This window comes from Delftia sp. DT-2, from assembly GCF_028401915.1.
In the GTDB taxonomy this organism is placed as follows: Bacteria; Pseudomonadota; Gammaproteobacteria; order Burkholderiales; family Burkholderiaceae_C; genus Comamonas; species Comamonas tsuruhatensis.
The window spans coordinates 17,594-35,848 of the sequence record NZ_JAQOTI010000002.1 but is presented as its reverse complement, the minus strand read 5'-3'; the positions used below and the strand labels follow the sequence as shown (position 1 = coordinate 35,848).

Below are 18,255 nucleotides of genomic sequence, written 5' to 3'. Positions count from 1 at the left end.
CTTCTATAGGGGCAGGGGCGTGGATTTTCCAGGCCCGCACGGCTGCCAGCCAAGGACCACCGAGGGCGCTCGTCCCTCACGCCCCAGCCAACGGCCGCAACACCTGACGCGCATGCGCGGGTGGGCTGGCATGGCTTGTCCGACGCGGTTCCTGATCGCCCGCGACGGCTGCCTGCGGCCTGCCCGTCGCGTGCCCGTGCAACGGCACAGCAACGGAGTGGCAATGAGAGCGCAAGAAGCAGCAGGCAGGGAATTCGCAGGCAGGGGCACACATGCCCGACGCAGGAACATGAAGGAGCAGGGCGCCGGCCCGCAGGCCAGTCCGCGCCTGCTGGCGTGGCTGGTGGCCGGTGCCGTGGCCGGCATGGGCGCCGCGCCGTCCGCCCGTGCGCAACAGCTTCAGCAGCCGGCCGCCTCTTCACCGATGCCGTCATCCGGACAGCGGCTGGCCTTTGACCAGCCGGCCCAGCCGCTGATCAACGCGCTGCGCGCCTTTGGCCGCCAGACCCAGTTCCAGGTGCTGTACGACGAAGCCGTGCTGGGCGGCCGCCAGGCGCCGGCCCTCCGGGGCAGCTTCACGCCGCAGGAGGCCATGGACCGGCTGTTGGCCGGCACCGGCGTGACCGCGCACAGCACCGAGCAGGGCACGTTCACGCTGCGAAAGGCGCCTGCGCCTGAGCCTGCGCCGCAGGCGTCGGCGGGCACCACGCTGTCCACGGTCAACGTGACCTCGCAGCGCATGGCCGCGCCGGGCAGCTACGTGGGCAGCGGCAGGAGCGCCAGCACCAAGCTGGACACGCCGCTGATCGAGACGCCGCGCTCCATCTCCATCGTCACCCAGGAGCAGCTGCAGAACCAGGCGCCCAAGAGCATCGAGCAGGCCCTGTCGTACACGGCCGGCGTGTCCACCGAAGTCACGGGCGCGGACCTGCGCATGACGGGCGCCATCATCCGGGGTTTCAGCGATGGCAGCTCCTACTACAAGGACGGGCTGCGGCAGTTCTCGGCCGGCACCTATGGTTCGTGGAACGACGAGATCGACGAGCTGGACAGCATCGAGGTCATCAAGGGCCCGGCCTCCGTGCTCTTTGGCCAGGGGCGGCCGGGCGGCGTGATCAACGTGGTCTCCAAGAAACCCGAGGCCGACCATGTGAACAGCGTGGGCCTGTCCTATGGCCGCTACCAGCGCGCCCAGGCCACGGCCGATCTGGGCGGCGCGCTGGATGCCTCGGGCGACCTGCTGTACCGGCTCAACCTCAAGGCGCGTGACAGCGACGGACGCACCGTGGGCTCGCGCGATGACCGCATCTCCATCGCGCCCTCGCTGCGCTGGAACCTCTCCGGCCGCACCCACCTGACCGTGTTGGGCAGCTACTCGCGCGAGCGCGGCACGCCCAAGTCCTGGTGGCCCAGCCTGTTCACCTACCCGCAGATCAAGGACCTGCCTGCGCACCTGACCGCCGGCGACCCGTCCTTCGACCGCTTCGACCGCGACACGCGATCGCTGGGCTACGAGTTCTCGCACCAGACCGACAGCGGCTGGCAGCTCACGCAGAACCTGCGCTACTCCACCATCGACATCGATTACCGCCATATCTACGCCATGGACGTGCTGGCCGACGGCCGAAGCGTCTCGCGCGCCAGCCTGGCCCAGCGCACCAAGGGCCGCACGCTGGCGCTGGACACCCGCCTGCACAAGGACCTGCGATGGGGCGGGCTGCAGCACCGGCTGGCCTTTGGCATGGACCATGTGAAGTACAGGGAGCGCGGCGGCCTGGGCTTTGGCTGGGATGTGCCCGACCTGGACATGCTCGACCCTGCCTATGGCCAGTCCATCGCCTATCCAGAGCTGGAGGACAGCCGCACGGACCTGCGCCAGACCGGCATCTACACCCTCAACCAGTTCAAGTGGGACCGCTGGGTGGCCAATCTCAGCCTGCGCCATGACCAGGCGCGCACCACGCAGAACAGCAGCACCCAGCCGCACATGAGCGACAGCGCCACCACCGGCAGCGCGGGCCTGCTCTACCTGTTCGACAGCGGCTGGGCGCCCTATGCGAGCTATGCGACCTCCTTCGATCCGGTCACGGGCCTGCAGTACGACGGCAATCCGTTCGAGCCCCGGCGCGGCAAGCAGTACGAGGCGGGCGTGAAGTACCAGCCTCCGGGAAGCACCTCGCTGATCACGGCCTCGGTCTTCGACCTGCGCCAGACCAACGTCACCACGCTGGACCCCGACCACCCGCGCTTCAGCATCCAGACGGGCGAGGTGCGCTCCACGGGGCTGGAGCTGGAAGGCCGCTTCGCGCTCACGCGCGAGCTGAACGCGCTGGCCAGCTACACCTACCTGGACCCGCGCACCACGCAGAGCAACCGGCCCGCCGAAATCGGCCGCCAGACCATACAGACCACACGCCACATGGCCAGCCTGTGGCTGGACTACCGCCCGCGCGCGGTGCCGGGCCTGATGGTGGCCGGCGGCCTGCGCTACAAGGGTCGCTCTCCCTACAACGTGGCGGCGGACGGCACGCTGAACATCAACGACTCCGCCACGCTGGCCGACCTGGCGCTGGCCTACGAGACGCCGCAGTACCGCATCGCGCTGAACATCAACAACCTGTTCAACCGCAGGTACTTCGCAGGCATCTTCCGCGGCGTGGATCGCGAGGCCACGCTGAGCTTCAAGTACTACTGGTCTATGTAGAAGACCTGCGCGCGGTGGGCTTGCGCGCGGCGCGAGCCGGCCCGCGCGGCTCGGGCGTCCTGATCAGCTGGTGGTTGAACTCCCTCCACAGCGCGTCGCGCCGGGCAAGCGCCTCGGACACATCGGCATGGCGCAACTGGGCCACGGCCGAGACCAGGGCATTGCACAGGTAGAAGGCTGCCGTGTAGGAGTGAAAGGGCGAGGCATTGGCCGTGCGCACCTGCAGCCAGTGGTGGGCCACGGTGGCCAGGGGGGCCGTGGGGCTGTCGGTGATGGCCAGCACCCGGGCGCCGGCTTCCGAAAATCGCTGCGCCACCTCGTAGGTGCCGCGTGAATACTGGCTCACGCTGAAGGCCAGCAGCGTGTCGGTGGGGCCTACCCACAGCAGCTGGTCGGCCGGGGCGATGGCGCCTGCATCCAGCTGCTGCACGCCGGGGCGGCACATGTTCAGGTGCAGGGCCAGCCAGGCGGAGACCGGCGAGCTGTTGAGCTGGGCCAGCACGAATACCCGGCCCTCGTCCTGCGCGAGCTGCCGGGCCATGGCCTCGAAGGCCGCCATGTCCAGCCCCTCGCGCGTGGACTGGATGTTGTGCTGGTCGTGCAGCAGTGCATCGTCCACGCACTCGCTCAGGCTGCGCTGCGCGCCCAGCAGCACGGGCGCGCGCTGGGCAGCCGTCTGCAGCAGCGCCGTCACCTCGCCGCGCGCCTCGCGCTGGGCCTCGGCATAGCTGGCATAGCCGAGCTTGGCGAACAGGCGCACCACGGTCGAGGCGCTGGTGCCTGTGCGCGCTGCCAGGGCGGTGGCCGATTCCAGCAGCGCATGCGGATAGTCGCTGCCCAGGGTCTGGGCCAGCGTCTGCTCGCTGGCCGTCAGTTCCGCGCCCTGCTGCGCCAGGCGCTGCGGCAGCAGCAGCGCGGCTTTTTGCAATGGTGATTTCATGTTTTTCTTGTATATGCAACGTGTGTTGCAAAATAGGGGGTCGCGTGCAACACTGCATGCACTCTGGAGATTCCACCATGCACGATACCCTCGAACAAAGCCGCGTGCAGCAGCGCGCGAGACTGCTGGACTGGCTGGGCGGCCAGCAGCAGGCCATGCAAGATCTGTTGCACAGGATTGTCGATATCGACAGCGGCAGCCGCGATGAAGCCGGCATCCTGGCCGTGGCCCAGGCCCTGCGCGAGCGGCTGGAGGCGGCCGGCGTGGCCGTGCGCTTCGAGGACGTTCCAGGCTACGGCGTGCTGCTGCATGCCGACGTGCCCGGGCCCGGCGAGGGCGCGCCCATCTATCTGATGGGCCACATGGACACGGTCTTTCCGGCCGGCACCGTGGCGCGCCGCCCCTTCCGCGTGGAAGAAGGCCGGGCCTACGGTCCCGGCGTGGCCGACATGAAGTCGGGCCTGGTGCTCAACGTCTTCGTGGCCGAGGCCTTTGCGCGCTGCGGCGGCCTGGGCGCGCCGCTCAAGCTGTTCTTCTCGTGCGACGAGGAGATCGGCTCGCCCGCCACGCGCCAGACCATCATGGATACGGTGCGCGGTGCGCGCGCCGTCTTCAACGCCGAGCCGGGCCGCGTCAGCGGCAACCTGGTGACCAGCCGCAAGGGATCGATGGCCGTGGAGTTCGAGGTACAGGGCGTGGCCGCCCACGCCGGCATCAACCACGCGGCCGGCGCCAGCGCGCTGGAAGCCATGGCGCGCAAGCTGCTGGCCCTGCATGCGCTGACCGATCCCGCCACGGGCACGACCACCAATGTGGGCGTGCTGCAGGGCGGCATCGTGCCGAACATGGTGGCGCCCCACGCCAAGGCCGAGCTCGATGTGCGCTACACGGCCCAGACCGATCCCGATGCGCTGATGGAGCGCATCCGCGCCATCGTGGAGGAAGAATCCGTGCCCCGCACCCAGGGCCGCGTCACCGCCGTGCGCCGCACCCTGCCCATGGCGCCCACGCCCGATGCGCTGCTGCAGCTGTACCGGCGCGGCGCGCAGTCGCTGGGCTTCGACGTGCAGGGCGAGTTCACGGGCGGCGCGGCCGACAGCGGCCTCACGGCCTCGGTGGGCGTGCCCACGCTGTGCGCCACCGGCCCCGTGGGCGGCCATCCCCATACCGAGCGCGAGTACTGCGAGCTGGCCACCTTCGTGCCGCGCGCCCAGGCCGTGGCCCTCGCCATCTTCGACCATCCTTGACTCCGCTGATACCCATGAAAAACCTGTCCGTGAATGCATCCTTCCCCACCCGCCGCAAGCTGCTGGGCGCAGGCCTTGGCCTGGCGGGCCTGTCCGCGCTGGCGCCGCTGGCCGCACGCGCCGATGACAAGTACCCCTCGCGCCCGATCACGCTGGTCGTGCCGTTTCCGCCCGGCGGCTCGGTGGACATCATGGGCCGCCAGTACGCCGAGCCCCTGTCGCGCATCTTGGGCGTGCCCATCGTGGTGGAGAACCGTCCCGGCGCGGGCGGCTCGGTCGCCACGCAGTACGTGTCGCGCGCCAAGCCGGACGGCTACACCCTGGTCGTGTCCTCGCAAAGCAGCCACCTGGCCAATCCGCTGACCCAGCCCAAGATCGGCTACGACCCCATCAAGGACTTCGAGAACATCGCCATCCTGGGCCGCCAGCCCAATGCGCTGATGGTGCATTCCAGCCTGCCCGTGAAGAACTTCCAGGAGTTCATCGAGTACGTGAAAAAGCGCCCCGGCCAGGTCAACTACGGCAGCGCCGGCATCGGCAGCATGGGCCAGCTCAACGTGGAAATGCTCAAGGCCGCCACGGGCATCTTCGCCACCCACATTCCCTACCGCGGCGGCTCGCCGCTGGTCACGGCGGCCATCGGCAACGAGGTGCAGTTCATCCTCGACAACCTGGTCTTCATGCTGCCCCATGTGCAGTCGGGCAAGGTGCGCGCCCTGGTCGTGGCCTCGGAGCAGCGCCTGCCCATGCTGCCCGACGTGCCCACCATGGCCGAGGTCGGCTATCCCCAGCTCAACATGAGCTCCTGGACCGGCATCGCGGCGCCTGCGGGCACGCCCGACGCCATCGTGCAGACGCTGCACAAGGCCGTGCGCCAGGCCGCCACCGCGCCTGCCATGGTGGCCAGCCTCAAGGAGCGCGGCGTGGTCGCGCCCGAGGAGATGAGCCCCGCCGCGTTCGAGAAGATGATGGCCGAGCGCCTGAAGCTCTTCGGCGAGGTGGTGCGCAAGGCCCATATCGTGGCCGAGTAAGCAGGGCACGCCCAGGGCGCCCCCAGGGCGCCCCGGATGGCCGGGCGCAGCCGACGTATTTCCATAAGGAGGAGACATGAGCATGACCCCTATCGCCCGCCAGGCTGCCAGCCACCCTTCCCGCCGCCGTGTGCTTGGCGCGGGGCTGGGCCTGGGTATGCTGGCGCCGCTTGCGGCGCTGGCCGCCGAAGGCAAGGCCGCCGGCTACCCCTCGCGCCAGATCAGCTTCATCGTGCCGTTCCCTCCGGGCGGTTCGGTGGATGCCATGGCACGCCAGTACGCCGAGCCCATGGCACGCATCCTGGGCGTGCCCATCGTCGTGGAGAACCGGCCCGGCGCGGGCGGCTCGGTGGCCGCGCTGGCCGTGGCGCGCGCCAAGCCGGACGGCTACACCCTGGTCGTGTCCTCGCAGAGCAGCCACCTGGCCAATCCTCTGACCCAGCCCAAGGTGGGCTACGACCCCATCAAGGATTTCGAGAACATCGCCATCCTGGGCCGCCTGCCCAATGTGCTGGTCGTGCCCGCCAGCCTGCCCATCCGCAGCTTTGCGGAGTTCATCGCCTATGCCAGAAAGCACCCTGGCCAGCTCAACTACGGCAGCGGCGGCACGGGCAGCATGGGCCAGCTCAACATGGAGATGTTCAAGGCCGATGCAGGCCTGGACATCACCCATGTTCCCTACCGGGGCGGCACGCTGCTGGTCACCTCGGTGCTGGCGGGCGAGGTGCAGGTGTTCTTCGACAACCTCATCTCCATGCTGCCCCACATCCAGGCGGGCAAGGTGCGCGCCCTGGCCGTGGCCTCCGAGCAGCGCGTGGCGCAGCTGCCCGATGTGCCCACCCTGGCCGAGGTGGGCTACCCGCAGCTGAACATGAGCTCCTGGACCGGCCTGGCCGCGCCGGCCGGCACGCCCGCGCCCGTGGTGCAGGCCCTCTTCAAGGCCGTGCGCCAGGCCGCCACGGCGCCGGCCATGGTGGCCAGCCTGCAGGACCGTGGCGTGACCCCGCCCGAGGAAATGAGCCCCGCCGCCTTCGAGGCCATGATGTCCGAGCGCCTGAAGCGCTTTGGCGAGGTGGTGCGCAGGACGGGCATCGTCGCCGAGTGAGCTGCTAGTCCAACTGCACACCCACCTCGCGCACCAGCCGCCCCCAGTCCGCCAGGTCCTGGCGCAGCGTGTCGGCGAATTGCGCGGGCGTGGTCCGGGGCAGGTCGGTCAGGTTGAGCTCGCCCAGCTTTTTGGCCGTGGCCGGGTCCTGCAGCAACTGGTTGATGGCGGCGTTGAGCTTGTCCACGATGGGCTGCGGCGTTTTGGCGGGCGCGAAGACGCCGTACCAGGAATAGTTGTGGAACGGGTAGCCCGCCTCGGTCAGGCTGGGCAGGTCCGGCTGGCTGGGAATGCGCTTGTCGCCGCTGTGCGCAATGGCGCGCACGCGGCCCGCACGCACCAGCTCCACGGTGGAAGAGGTGTCCGCAAACGCGGCCTGCACCTGCCCGCCCAGCAGGCCCTGCACGCAGGGGCTGCTGCCCTTGTAGGGCACATGCTGCATCTGCAGGCCGGCCTGCTTGAGCAGGAATTCCATGGTCAGGTGCCCGCCTGAGCCCTGGCCCCAGGAGCAGTAGCTGAGCTGGCCGGGCCGTGCGCTTGCATAGGCCACGAACTCCTTGAGCGAATGCACGGGCAGATCGCGCGAGACCAGCAGCAGATTGCCGGCGCGCCCTATCTGCGCAATGGGTGCGAAGTCCTTGATCGGGTCATACGGAACCTTGCGGTAGAGGCTGGGGTTCACGGCCATGGACGCCGTGTAGGTGAACAGCAGCCGGTAGCCGTCCGGCGCACTGCGCGCGGCCTGCTCCACGCCGACCAGGCCGTTGGCGCCGGGCCGGTTGTCCACCACGAAGGGCTGCCTGAGCAGCCGGGTCAGGCCTTCGGCAAACACCCGCGCGATGGTGTCCGTGCCGCCGGCGGCGGCTGTGGGCACGATCAGCGTGACGGGGCGGGCGGGGTAGTTGCCGGCATCCTGCGCCGGCTGGGCGTGGCCCGTGCAGGCCATGGCCAGCAGCAGTGCCAGGGCCATGCCGTGCTTCTTCATCGTCTTCATGCACTTGTCTCCTTGTGTCGCCGTGTGTCGCCTTGCCTGTGCGCGGCCCCGTCAGCGCAGCCCCAGGCGCGCCTGCCGGCCCTGCTCGATCATGTCGGCCCCCACGCGGTAGAGGTTGCGCGAGACATAGCTGTCCACCTCGCGCGCACGCTCGCGCAGCCAGGCGGCCTTGAGGCTGCGGGCCTGGCCGATCTCGGGCGCGTCGCCGGCCGCGGTGGCCAGCACGTCGATCACATGCAGGGCCAGCTGCCACTGGCCCGCGTCCGCCAGCGCCTGGGCGCTGGCCACCAGGCCGGGCTTGTCGGTGATGGCATCGGCGATGGCGGCGCCTGCGGCCTCGGGCGGGGCCGGGTGCAGCGTGGTCGGGTTGCGGTCCCACCAGCCGTTTTCCGAACGGTAGATGTCGCGCACGATGTAGCTGGGGTCGCCATAGGTGGGCTTCATCCACTCCACGCCGAACAGTTCCTGCGGATAGTCCATGGCCGCGAGCACCTGCTGCTCGTTCAGGCCCTCGTTCATCAGGCGCACGACTTCGGCGCGCAGCCAGCGCAGCGCCTGTGCGGTGTGCAGCAGCACCTGCTGCACGGCCTGCTCGCCCTCGATCACGGGACCGAACTCGCGCACGGCCTTGAGCGGGCGCAGCGCGGCCATGGCCTGCAGCGTGTCGGCCCAGCGCACGGTGTCGCGCAGCGTGCGAAAGGGCGTGCCGATGTTGGGGATGGAGTCCAGCAGCGCCGCGCCGCCGTACAGCACGCGCTGGCCGGGGCTCCACAGCGCGATGGCGTCGTCGGTCTCGGACGGCGCCCAGAACAGCTCGATGCGGCTGTCCCCGCTGCCTATCTCCAGCCGCGTGTCGAAGGTTTCGGTGGGCTCGTGCATGTCCAGCCGGTGCTCGAAAAAGCCCGCGCTGCGGTTGAACTGGATCTCGGCCATGCGGTGCTGCAGCGCCCGGGTCTCGCGGTAGCGTGCCTGGCGGCGCGGCAGGTTGCGGTGCGCGATCAGGCGCGGCACGGGCTCTCCGCGCGCGGCCGCATGCTCCAGCCAGGCGGGCACTCCCGCGTTGTAGCCGATGTGGCCGTGGCTGTAGCACAGCGCATGCACGGGCGCATCACTGAGCTGGCGCAGGCTGGCGATCATGTCCTGGCTGACCTTGCCGCCGGGGCCGGCGTCGATCACCACCAGGCCCGCGTCGGTCTCGGCCACGAAGGACTGGCCCTGGCCGCGCAGTATGTGCAGGCCCGGCGCCACGGTTTCGCTGCCGGTGCCCACCAGCAAGAAGGGCTTGTCGTCGTCTCTGGCGTTCATGGGGTTTCCGGGTCTGGTTCGATGGGGGGCAGGGCGTAGCGGCCGTCCAGCAGTTCGGGTTGGGGCATGTAGGCGCGCAGGCACAGGTAGAAGCCTTCGCGCGGCGCGGGCAGCCAGTTGGCGCGCTGGTCTTCGCTGGCCGGCGGCTCGTGGCTGATGTGGATAGTCAACCCGCCATCGCCATCGCCATCAGCGTCGGGGCGCAGGCCCGGCGTGCGGTCGCCGATGGCATAGCGGTCGATGGGGTTGTCCACCAGCATGCAGTCGTGGGCGCCGTAGAGGGTCAGGGACCAGAAGGCCTGCACGGGTGGCAGCGCGCCTGGGGCAAAGCGAAGCCGGTAGCGGCGGCTGCCGTGCAGGGGCAGGCCCTGGGCGTCATGCCAGGCCAGCGGGTAGATGGCCTCGTGGCTTTCCAGCATGCCGATGTACTTGAGCGCAATTTCGGCGCGGGCCTGGAAGTCGTCGCCAAAACCGCCTTCGACCAGGGCGGGGAGTTCCCAGCCCGAGTCCAGGCGCCGGCCCGTGCTGGCCGCGCGCAGCCGGGGCAGCACGCTGTCCAGGGCGCGCTGCAGTGCGGCTTGCTGTTGCGCATCGGGTGCGCCCAGCCCGGCGCCCAGGCCCACGGCCGCAAAGCGCGCGACCCGTGCGGCATGCCCTGCTGGCGGCGGGTTGTCGCGCAAGGCGGCATTCACCTGGGCTGCATAGTGCTCGGCATTTGGCGGGGCCTGGGGATCGCAGTCCGGGTCGAAGGCACGGGCCTGCGAGGGCGTGCCCGCCTGCCAGTCGGCCAGCGGGCGCACCGCAAAGCCGTCCTGCAGCGCGTGCACGGCGGGCAGGTCGTGCTCGCCATCGACCAGGATGCGGCCTATCACCCACAGCCAGGGCGTGGGCGCGGCAATGTGTGCGCCGGGCGCATCGAACGGTGGCGGCAGCGTCCCCTGCCAGCCCGGCGGCGTGACAAGGAAGGAGCGCGCCGCCGTGCCCGTCAGGCGCTGGCCCAGGTGGGCGAAGGGGTTGGTGAAGAAGTCCAGCAGGCCCAGCACGTAGTAGCGGCCCGCCGTGTCGGGCACGTCGATCACCAGCGGCCCGGCGCCCAGGTCCAGCCAGGCGTTGGTGTAGAGCGTGTCGTTGTTGGGCGTGACCACGCGGCTGGTGCCGGCGCGCAGCAGCTGGCGCGCATGCACGAACTGGTTGCACCAGCGCAGCGGTGCGGGCGCAGCCTCGCCCGCCGCATTGCGCCGGGGCGAGGTGGCCGCGCGCATGCGTCGCATCTCGTACAGCGGGCAGGTGTGGATGACGGCCTCCTCGGCCAGGGTGCTCAGGTCCATGGCGTGTCTCATGCGGCCACGGGCTGCAGGGGCGGAACAGGCCATTGGTGCGCGCCTGCCTGCGGGTGGTACATGCGCAGGATGAGGTAGAAGCGCCCGTGCGGCGTGGGCAGCCAGTTGGCGGCGCCCTGTGCCGGCCGGGCATGGCCCAGGTCGATCTGCAGGCTGCCGTCGGCCTCGCGCAGCAAGCCCGGCGTGCGGTCGCCGATGGAGTGGCGGCCGATCTCGTTGCCGTAGAGAAAGCGGTCGGCGTCGTACAGCGTGACGGACCAGAAGGCGTCGGCCGGCGGCATGTCGGCGGCATTGAAGCGCAGCACATAGCGCTGGCTGCCGTCCAGCGGCTGCAGGCCTGCGTCGTGGTGGGCGGCCGCGTAGATGGCCTCGCTGGTGGCCAGCGCGCCCAGGCCCAGGTAGGCGGTGCGTGCGCGGCCCAGGTACTCGCTGCCGTAGCGGCCGGTGGACGGCGTCATGGTCCAGGGCCGGGGACGGCGGTTGCGCCCCATGGCGGCCACGGTGCGCACGCCGTCGGCAAAGCCCTCGGTCAGGCCTTCGCGCACGGGCTCCTCCAGCTGCTCCCACGCCATGTGGGCGCTGGCCACCAGGCCGGCCTGGCCGAACCAGGCCAGCAGTCCCTGGTCCTCCTTGCGTCCGGGCGCCTCGGCCAGCGCATGGCAGAGGTTGGTGAAAAAGCGCGGCGCAACCTCGGCCGCAGGCTCCTGGTTCTCGAAGGCGGCCGCCATGGCGTCCACGGGCGGGCCGACCCAGTTCGTGACGGCGGCCGGGCGGCCTCCTTTCGGCACGCCCGGCGCGGGCTCCAGCCGGATGTCGGCCTGCAGTGCGCGGGCTGCAGGCCAGTCGGGCGCATCGCCCACCACGGTGCGGCCGATCAGCCAGACCAGGTTGCTGGGGCAGTGCACCAGACGGTGGCCGGCCAGGTGTTCCGGCACCTGGCCGCCCGGCCCGACCAGGACCACGGTCTCGCCTTCGGGCGCGCAGTTGCGCGGTCCCAGGTTCTCGAAATTCTCGGTATAGGCGTCGTACAGGGCCAGCACGAAATAGCGGCCCGGATGCGCGGCGCTGGAGGGCACGGTCAGCAGGCGCGGGCCGTCGGCCAGGTGGATCCAGGCCAGCGAGTACAGCAGGTCGTTGGCGGGCGTGACCACGTCGCGGTCCTCATGGGTGGAGGGGCGCTGGCTGTGGTGCAGCGTGTCGAAGTCGCCGCGCATGTCCAGGCCCAAACCGGTGGCGCGTGCGGCGCCGGCATCGGTCTGCAGGCGGCAGGTGCGGTAGGTCTCTATCAGCGGATAGCCGTAGACAAAGGCGGCCAGGCCGATGGAGCGCGCCAGGGCGCGGCGGACTTCGGGCAGGGAGGGAGGGGTCGGGTTCATGTCCATTGTTTTCTTCAGGGCAGGAGGGGGGTCAGTCGAGGGTCACGCCCGTGGAGCGCGCCAGGTCCAGCGCCACGGGCAAAAAGGCGGCGTAGGCGGCGCTGGCCTCGGCCGGGCTGTTGCCCTGGGCCTCCAGGCCCAGCGCCTCGACACGCTGGCGCACCTGGGGCTCGCGCATCACGGCGGCGACCTCGCGGCCCAGGCGTTCGACGATGGCGTCGGGCGTGCGCGCGGGCGCCATCAGCGAGATCGATCCCGTGATGGCATACACGGGCTCGCGGTAGCCCTGCTCGGCAAAGGTGGGCACATCGGGCAGGGCCTTGCTGCGGCGCGGTCCGGCCACGGCCAGGGCGCGCAGCTTGCCGGCGTCGATGAAGGGCTTGAGCGTGGCGGCCGAGCCCAGCGTCATCTGGATCACGCCGCTGATCAGGTCGATGGACATGGGCCCCTCGCCCTTGTAGGCCACGTGCAGCGACTGCAGGCCGTAGGCCTTGTCCATGAAGACCTGGACCTGGTGCGGCTGCGTGCCCGCCCCCCAGGAACCCATGGCGTACTTGCCCGGCGACTGGCGCACGGCCTCGACCAGGCCCTTGAAGTCCTTGGCCGGCACGGCCGGGTTGACGGCCATCACCATGGAGGGCGAGACCACGTCCGAGACCATGCGCAGCTCGGTGCGCGGGTCGTAGGGCAGCTTCTTGTAGAGCACCAGGTTGGCCGTGATGGGCCCGGGCACGGTCAGCAGCAGGGTGTGGCCGTCGGGCACGCTCTTGGCCACATGCTCGGTGCCGATGATGCCGCCCGCGCCGCTGCGGTTGTCCACCACCACGGGCTGGCCCAGGCGCTTGGCCAGGCCCTCGGCCAGGATGCGCGCCACGGTGTCGGTGGAGCCGCCGGCCTGGTATTGCACGACGATGCGCACGGGCCGGGCGGGATAGCCGTCCTGGGCCGGCGCGGCGCTGCAGGCCAGGGCAAGACAGGTCAGTGCGGCGGTGCGCAGCAGGGGTGTGTTCATGGTGGCCTCCGGGCGGGAGATGGAATGGGCATTGGCTTTCATGCAGCCTCCCTGCCGATGACCAGCGCATCGACGGCCACGCAGCCGCCGTCCTCGCGCGGGCGGGCGATCAGGGGGTTGATCTCGGCGCTTTCCAGCGTGGCGCCTGCGCGCTGCGCAAAGCCGGCCAGGGCGCACAGCGTGTCGGCAATGCTGTCCAGGTCCACGCGGGGGCGGCCGCGCGCGCCGTCCAGCACGGCAAAGGCCCGCAGCTCGCGCACCATGGCCACAGCGTCGTCGCGCGTGATGGGCAGCAGGCGCAGCGAGACATCGCGCAGGATCTCGGCATGGATGCCGCCCAGCCCGAACATCAGCACCGGGCCGAACACCGGGTCGCGGTGCACGCCGGCGATGCACTCCACGCCGCCCTGCACCATGGGGGCGGCCAGCGCGCCGTCGATGTGCGCATCGGGCCGGGCCTGGCGCGCATTGGCCAGGATGCGGTCGAAGGCGGCCTGGGCGCCGGCCGCATCCGCCAGGTTCAGTGCCACGCCGCCCACGTCGGACTTGTGGGCGATGGCATCGCTGCAGACCTTGAGGGCAATGCGTCCGCCCATCTCCTGCACGGCCTGCACGGCCTGCGCTGCCTCGGCCGCCGTGCGCACCAGCCGGTGCGGCACCACGGGCACGCCGGCCTCGGCCAGCAGGGCCATGCTGCGCTGCTCCGACAGCGTGCCCGCCGCCAGGTGCAGCGCACTGCCTGCATCGGCCATCGAGGGCAGCGCCTGCGGTGTTTCATGCAGGCGGGCCAGCGCGCCAATGCAGCGTATGGCCGCGCCCGGGTCGGCGAACACCAGGCAGCCCAGCGCCTCAAGCGCATCGCGGCGCTCGGGCGGGCACAGCGTGCTGACGGCCAGCAGGGTGTCCGGATGGTGGGTGCGCAGCGTCTGCACCAGGCTTTGCAGCACGGGCCAGAAGGCGTCGGACAGGCCGCCTGCCGCGAAGAAGCCCAGCCAGCTGTCGAACTGCCGGTCGGCCAGCATCAGGCGGGCACTGCGCTCCAACAGCGTCATGTCGTTGGTGACCTGGCCCGTGATGTCCACGGGGTTGCGCGGCGCGGCAAACGGCACCCATTCGCGCAGCTGGCGCTGGGCCGCATCGGACAGCGGTGCCACGTCCAGGCCGGCTGCGCTGGCGTCGTCGGCCATCATGGCGCCCACGCCGCCCGAGACCGTGAACAGTCCGATGGACCGCCCCTTGGGAGCCCGCGCGATGGAGGCACTGGCCGCCAGCGCGAAGAAGTCCGTGATGGAATGCGCGCGCAGCACGCCGTAGCGGCGGAACACCGCGTCATAGACGGCATCGTTGCCCGCCAGCGAGGCGGTGTGCGATGCGGCGGCGGCCGCGCCCAGGGCGCTGGTGCCCACCTTGCACATGACCACGGGCTTGCCACGCTCCTGCGCCAGGGCCAGGGCCGCGCGCAGCCGGGGGCCGTCGCGGCAGCCTTCCATGTAGGCCATGATCACGTCGGTCTCGGGGTCCTGGGCCAGCCAGGCCAGGCCATCGGCCAGCTGCACATCTGCCTCGTTGCCCGTGGTGGCCCACAGCGACAGGCCCAGCCCGCGCTCGCGCGCCAGGCTGTAGGCATAGGCACCGAAGGCGCCCGACTGGCTGACCATGCCGATGCGCCCGGGCCGCACCAGCCCGCCGCCCGGCGCGGGCGAGAACGTGGCGTAGACCTGGTGGCCGGGCCGCATGAAGCCCAGGCAGTTCGGGCCGATGAGGCGTATGCCCGCCTCCTGCGCGCGCCGCGCCAGCGCCTGCTGGGCGGCCGTGCCGTCGGAGCCGGTCTCGGCATAGCCCGAGGAAAACAGCACCATGGACTGCACGCGCGCGGCGGCCGCATCCTCCAGCACGCCGGCCACCTGCGACTGCGGCACGGCGACGATGGCCAGGTCCACCGGCGCGCCGATGGCGGCCAGCCGCTCGTGCGCGGGCAGGCCCTGCACGCGGCTGGCGCGCGGGTTCACCGCATACAGCGCGCCGCCGTAGCCGAAGCGCAGCAGGTAGTCCAGCGGAATGCCGCCGATCTTGCTGGCCTGGTCCGAGGCGCCGACCACGGCGATGGAGCGCGGCGCGAACAGCGCGTCGAGCCGGGAAGTGTCGAAGCAATGGCTGTCGGTCATGGGTGTCCCTCAGAAGTTGTGGCGCACGCCCAGCGCCAGGGACCGCACGCCGTCGCCGCTGTTGGCGGCCACCGGCACGTTGGCGATGGCGGCCGATGCATTGGCCGCGTTGCCCAGCTGCAGCCAGCGTGCGTAGAGCACGGTGCGCTTGCTCAGCGCGTAGTCGTAGCCCAGCGTCCAGGTGTTCTGGGCGCGGTCCGTGCCGCCCACCTCGCGCCGCGCCACCGAGACCAGCAGCTTGGAGCGCGCATCCACGCTCCAATCGGCGCCCAACTGGGCCAGCCTCGCCTTGGGTGTGCCGGCGCGGTCCACGCGGTTGATGACGTAGTTGCCCGTCAGGCGCAGCCCATTCAGGGCTTCCCAGCTGGCCGACAACGCCTGGTACTGGCTGGTGGCGGGCGCGGCCACGGGTGCGGCGGCGCTGCCTTCCACGGACTTCTGGAAGCTGTAGGCCAGGAACCAGGGCTTCTGGTTCCAGCCCAGCGTGGCGCCGTAGAGGCGGCCGTTGCTGCTGTTCGGCGAAGCCGCTTCGCCGAAGGAATAGGCCAGGTCCGCCAGCCAGGGCTGGCCTGCCGGCGTGCGGTAGCGCACCAGGTTGTTGGCCCGTGCCGCAAACGGCCGCAGGCCGGCCTGGGCATCGGTGGCCGACACCAGGTTCAGCGAGGAAAACAGCGCGTTCATGCCCAGCGGATCGGCCCGGAACAGCGCGCCGAACATGGGCGTGTACATGCGGCCCATCTCCACGGCGCCCCAGCCGCTGTTCAGCCCCACCCAGGCCTGGCGCGTGAAGGCCAGGCCCGGGCCGGGAATGGTGCCCTGGCCCGTGTCCGGCGCCACGCCGGCCTCCAGCATGAACTGGGCGCGCAGGCCGCCGCCCAGGTCCTCGCTGCCGCGAAAGCCGATGCGCGATGCCGCGCTGCCCCCGTCCTCCAGCCGGCTCAGGCGCGTGGCGCCCGACCTTGCGCTGTTGATGTGGACATCGACGATGCCGAACATCTCCACGCTGCTCTGGGCCCACGCGGACGTGCCCAGGGCCGCCATGCCGCCGGCGGCCAGCCAATGCTTGTGCTTCACGAACTTGTCTCCTTGGTAGCGCCCCGGATGCTTTGCCCGGTGGCTTGCTTGCTACTATCCCGAGCGACAGGGGATGCACTCTGTCAAGCCATTGACAAATGGCGGTACATGGGCACCGGACTAACCCGGGGCCTTCGACATCGTGAGAGAACCATGCGCTCCAAGCCTGCTCCCGTGGCCGACCCTTCGGCGCTGATCCGCCGCGCCCTGGGCCTGTGCCGCATGCTGCGCAACTGGCCGCCCGAGGTGCTCGATGAGCTGACGGCGCTGTCCCGACTGGGCCGCTACGAGCGCCACCAGCAGGTGCGCGCCGCCGACCCCAAGCGGCGCGAGGTGCTGGTGGTGGCTTCGGGCTGCGTGGAAGTGGGCGGCGTGGACGCCACGGGCTCGCGCTTCGTGCTGTCCATGCACAGCGCGGGCGACATCGTGGGCCTGGCGCGGCTGCTGGAGCACACGCAATTCGTCTACGACTACCACGCGCACCAGCCCACCGTGCTGGTGGAGATCCCCGGCGAGTCCTTCCTGGCCCTGCTCGATGCCCATCCGCTGCTGTGGAAGGACATCTGCCTGCTGGTGCTGGCACGCATGCACGAGCTGATCGTCGTCCAGCAGCGCCACGCCTTCAGCAACATCGACAACCGCGTGGCCGAGCTGCTGGCGCGGCTGGCCCCCACGCATGGCCAGCCCGCGCCCGACGGGCAGGGCGTGGTGCTGCGCATCTCGCAGAGCGACCTGGCCGCCATGCTGTCGGTCTCGCGCCAGACCATCAACAAGGAGCTGCGCCTGCTGGAGCAGCGCGGCCTGCTGCAGGCCGCCTATGGGCGGCTGACGCTGGTCGATCTTGCCGGCCTGGGGCGCGCGGCCGCAGCCGGCCCGGCAATGGGACAATAGCGCACCATGACCGCCTCCACCGACACCCTCACGATCACCCGTCCCGATGACTGGCACCTGCACGTGCGCGATGGCGAAGCCATGCGCAGCGTGGTGCCGCATACGGCCGCGCAGTTTGCGCGCGCCATCATCATGCCCAACCTCAAGCCGCCGGTTACCACTGCCGAGCAGGCGCTGGAGTACAGGCAGCGCATCCTCTCGGCCGTGCCCGAGGGCATGGCCTTCGAGCCGCTGATGACGCTGTACCTCACCGACAACCTGCCGCCCGAGGAAATCGTGCGCGCCAAGGCGGCCGGCGTCGTGGCCTGCAAGCTCTACCCGGCTGGCGCCACCACCAACAGCGACCACGGCGTCACCGACCTGCGCAAGATCTACCCCACGCTGCAAGCCATGCAGCGCGAAGGCCTGCTGCTGCTGGTGCACGGCGAAGTCACCAGCAGCGACATCGACCTGTTCGACCGCGAGGCCGCCTTCATCGACCAGCACCTGATCCCGCTGCGCCGCGACTTCCCCGAACTCAAGATCGTCTTCGAACACATCACCACGCGCGAAGCCGCCCAGTACGTGACCGAGGCCGACCGTTTCGTGGGCGCCACCATCACGCCCCAGCATCTGCTGTTCAACCGCAATGCCATCTTCACGGGCGGCATCCGTCCCCACTACTACTGCCTGCCCGTGCTCAAGCGCGAGACGCACCGCCTGGCACTGGTGGAGGCGGCCACCAGCGGCCTGCCCAAGTTCTTCCTGGGCACGGACAGCGCGCCGCACGCGGCCCATCTCAAGGAACACGCCACCGGCTGCGCGGGCTGCTACAGCGCCCATGCCGCCATCGAGATGTATGCCGAGGCCTTCGACAATGCCGGCGCGCTGGACAAGCTCGAAGCCTTCGCCAGCTTCAACGGCCCGGACTTCTACAGCCTGCCGCGCAACACCGGCAAGATCACCCTGGTGCGCGAAAGCTGGACGCCGCCAGACAGCTTCGCCTTCGGCGAGGCGCAACTGAAGCCGCTGCGCTCCGGCGAAGCCCTGCCCTGGAAGCTGGTTTAAGCTGGCGGGACTGCCACCCGCCAG

General features: G+C 70.5%; 14 protein-coding genes. 6 read left to right on the top strand and 8 right to left on the bottom strand.

The window, feature by feature from the left end; all coding sequences use genetic code 11:
* Positions 1 to 289 precede the first annotated feature (289 nt).
* Positions 290 to 2,704 (top strand): TonB-dependent siderophore receptor, encoded by a 2,415-nt coding sequence (locus PO605_RS02690; protein WP_272206031.1) that lies wholly within the window; start codon positions 290 to 292, stop codon positions 2,702 to 2,704.
* Here the strand turns inward: PO605_RS02690 and PO605_RS02685 are convergent.
* The gene (locus PO605_RS02685; protein WP_047326181.1) at positions 2,697 to 3,644 is read right to left on the bottom strand and encodes a MurR/RpiR family transcriptional regulator; all 948 of its coding nucleotides are present in this window, start codon (positions 3,642 to 3,644) and stop codon (positions 2,697 to 2,699) included. The genes PO605_RS02690 and PO605_RS02685 overlap by 8 nt on opposite strands.
* 77 nt (positions 3,645 to 3,721) lie before the next feature.
* On the opposite strand from PO605_RS02685, the gene PO605_RS02680 reads away from it, so the two are divergent.
* From PO605_RS02680 to PO605_RS02670, 3 genes are all read left to right on the top strand, one after another.
* A complete protein-coding gene (locus PO605_RS02680; protein ID WP_016451791.1) occupies positions 3,722 to 4,891 on the top strand; it encodes a M20 family metallopeptidase in 1,170 nt (389 codons plus the stop codon).
* Between the two features lie 14 nt (positions 4,892 to 4,905).
* Positions 4,906 to 5,922: a Bug family tripartite tricarboxylate transporter substrate binding protein gene (locus PO605_RS02675; protein WP_016450281.1), complete on the top strand. Its 1,017-nt coding sequence runs from the start codon at positions 4,906 to 4,908 to the stop codon at positions 5,920 to 5,922.
* 76 nt (positions 5,923 to 5,998) lie between these two features.
* Positions 5,999 to 7,027: a Bug family tripartite tricarboxylate transporter substrate binding protein gene (locus tag PO605_RS02670; protein WP_272206029.1), complete on the top strand. Its 1,029-nt coding sequence runs from the start codon at positions 5,999 to 6,001 to the stop codon at positions 7,025 to 7,027.
* A 4-nt stretch (positions 7,028 to 7,031) separates the two neighbouring features.
* Here PO605_RS02670 and PO605_RS02665 read toward each other — a convergent pair whose 3' ends face one another.
* The 7 genes from PO605_RS02665 to PO605_RS02635 are packed head-to-tail and all read right to left on the bottom strand — an operon-like array spanning position 7,032 to position 16,293.
* On the bottom strand, positions 7,032 to 8,021 hold the full coding sequence (locus PO605_RS02665; protein WP_207443963.1) for a Bug family tripartite tricarboxylate transporter substrate binding protein: 990 nt from the start codon (positions 8,019 to 8,021) through the stop codon (positions 7,032 to 7,034).
* 51 nt (positions 8,022 to 8,072) lie between these two features.
* Positions 8,073 to 9,326: an alkyl sulfatase dimerization domain-containing protein gene (locus tag PO605_RS02660; protein WP_016450284.1), complete on the bottom strand. Its 1,254-nt coding sequence runs from the start codon at positions 9,324 to 9,326 to the stop codon at positions 8,073 to 8,075.
* On the bottom strand, positions 9,323 to 10,654 hold the full coding sequence (locus PO605_RS02655) for a DUF1254 domain-containing protein (protein ID WP_272206025.1): 1,332 nt from the start codon (positions 10,652 to 10,654) through the stop codon (positions 9,323 to 9,325). The genes PO605_RS02660 and PO605_RS02655 overlap by 4 nt, the downstream gene beginning before the upstream one ends.
* Positions 10,655 to 10,662: 8 nt before the next feature.
* Positions 10,663 to 12,048 carry a DUF1254 domain-containing protein gene (locus PO605_RS02650; protein ID WP_047472823.1) on the bottom strand — a complete coding sequence of 462 codons (1,386 nt, stop codon included), beginning with the start codon at positions 12,046 to 12,048 and terminating at the stop codon, positions 10,663 to 10,665.
* Positions 12,049 to 12,073: 25 nt separating this feature from the next.
* The gene (locus PO605_RS02645) at positions 12,074 to 13,096 is read right to left on the bottom strand and encodes a Bug family tripartite tricarboxylate transporter substrate binding protein (protein WP_047472822.1); all 1,023 of its coding nucleotides are present in this window, start codon (positions 13,094 to 13,096) and stop codon (positions 12,074 to 12,076) included.
* Positions 13,093 to 15,219, bottom strand: a complete 2,127-nt coding sequence (locus PO605_RS02640) for an acetate--CoA ligase family protein (RefSeq protein WP_272206022.1) — start codon at positions 15,217 to 15,219, stop codon at positions 13,093 to 13,095. The genes PO605_RS02645 and PO605_RS02640 overlap by 4 nt, the downstream gene beginning before the upstream one ends.
* A 9-nt stretch (positions 15,220 to 15,228) precedes the next feature.
* On the bottom strand, positions 15,229 to 16,293 hold the full coding sequence (locus PO605_RS02635; protein WP_047469738.1) for a porin: 1,065 nt from the start codon (positions 16,291 to 16,293) through the stop codon (positions 15,229 to 15,231).
* A 153-nt stretch (positions 16,294 to 16,446) separates the two neighbouring features.
* On the opposite strand from PO605_RS02635, the gene PO605_RS02630 reads away from it, so the two are divergent.
* Together PO605_RS02630 and pyrC are read left to right on the top strand one after the other, a co-directional pair.
* Positions 16,447 to 17,184, top strand: coding sequence for a Crp/Fnr family transcriptional regulator (locus tag PO605_RS02630; RefSeq protein ID WP_016451782.1), 738 nt, complete (start codon positions 16,447 to 16,449; stop codon positions 17,182 to 17,184).
* Positions 17,185 to 17,190: 6 nt separating this feature from the next.
* Entirely contained in the window at positions 17,191 to 18,231 is a 1,041-nt protein-coding gene (pyrC, locus tag PO605_RS02625; protein WP_047469741.1) for a dihydroorotase, read from the top strand.
* Positions 18,232 to 18,255 lie beyond the last annotated feature (24 nt).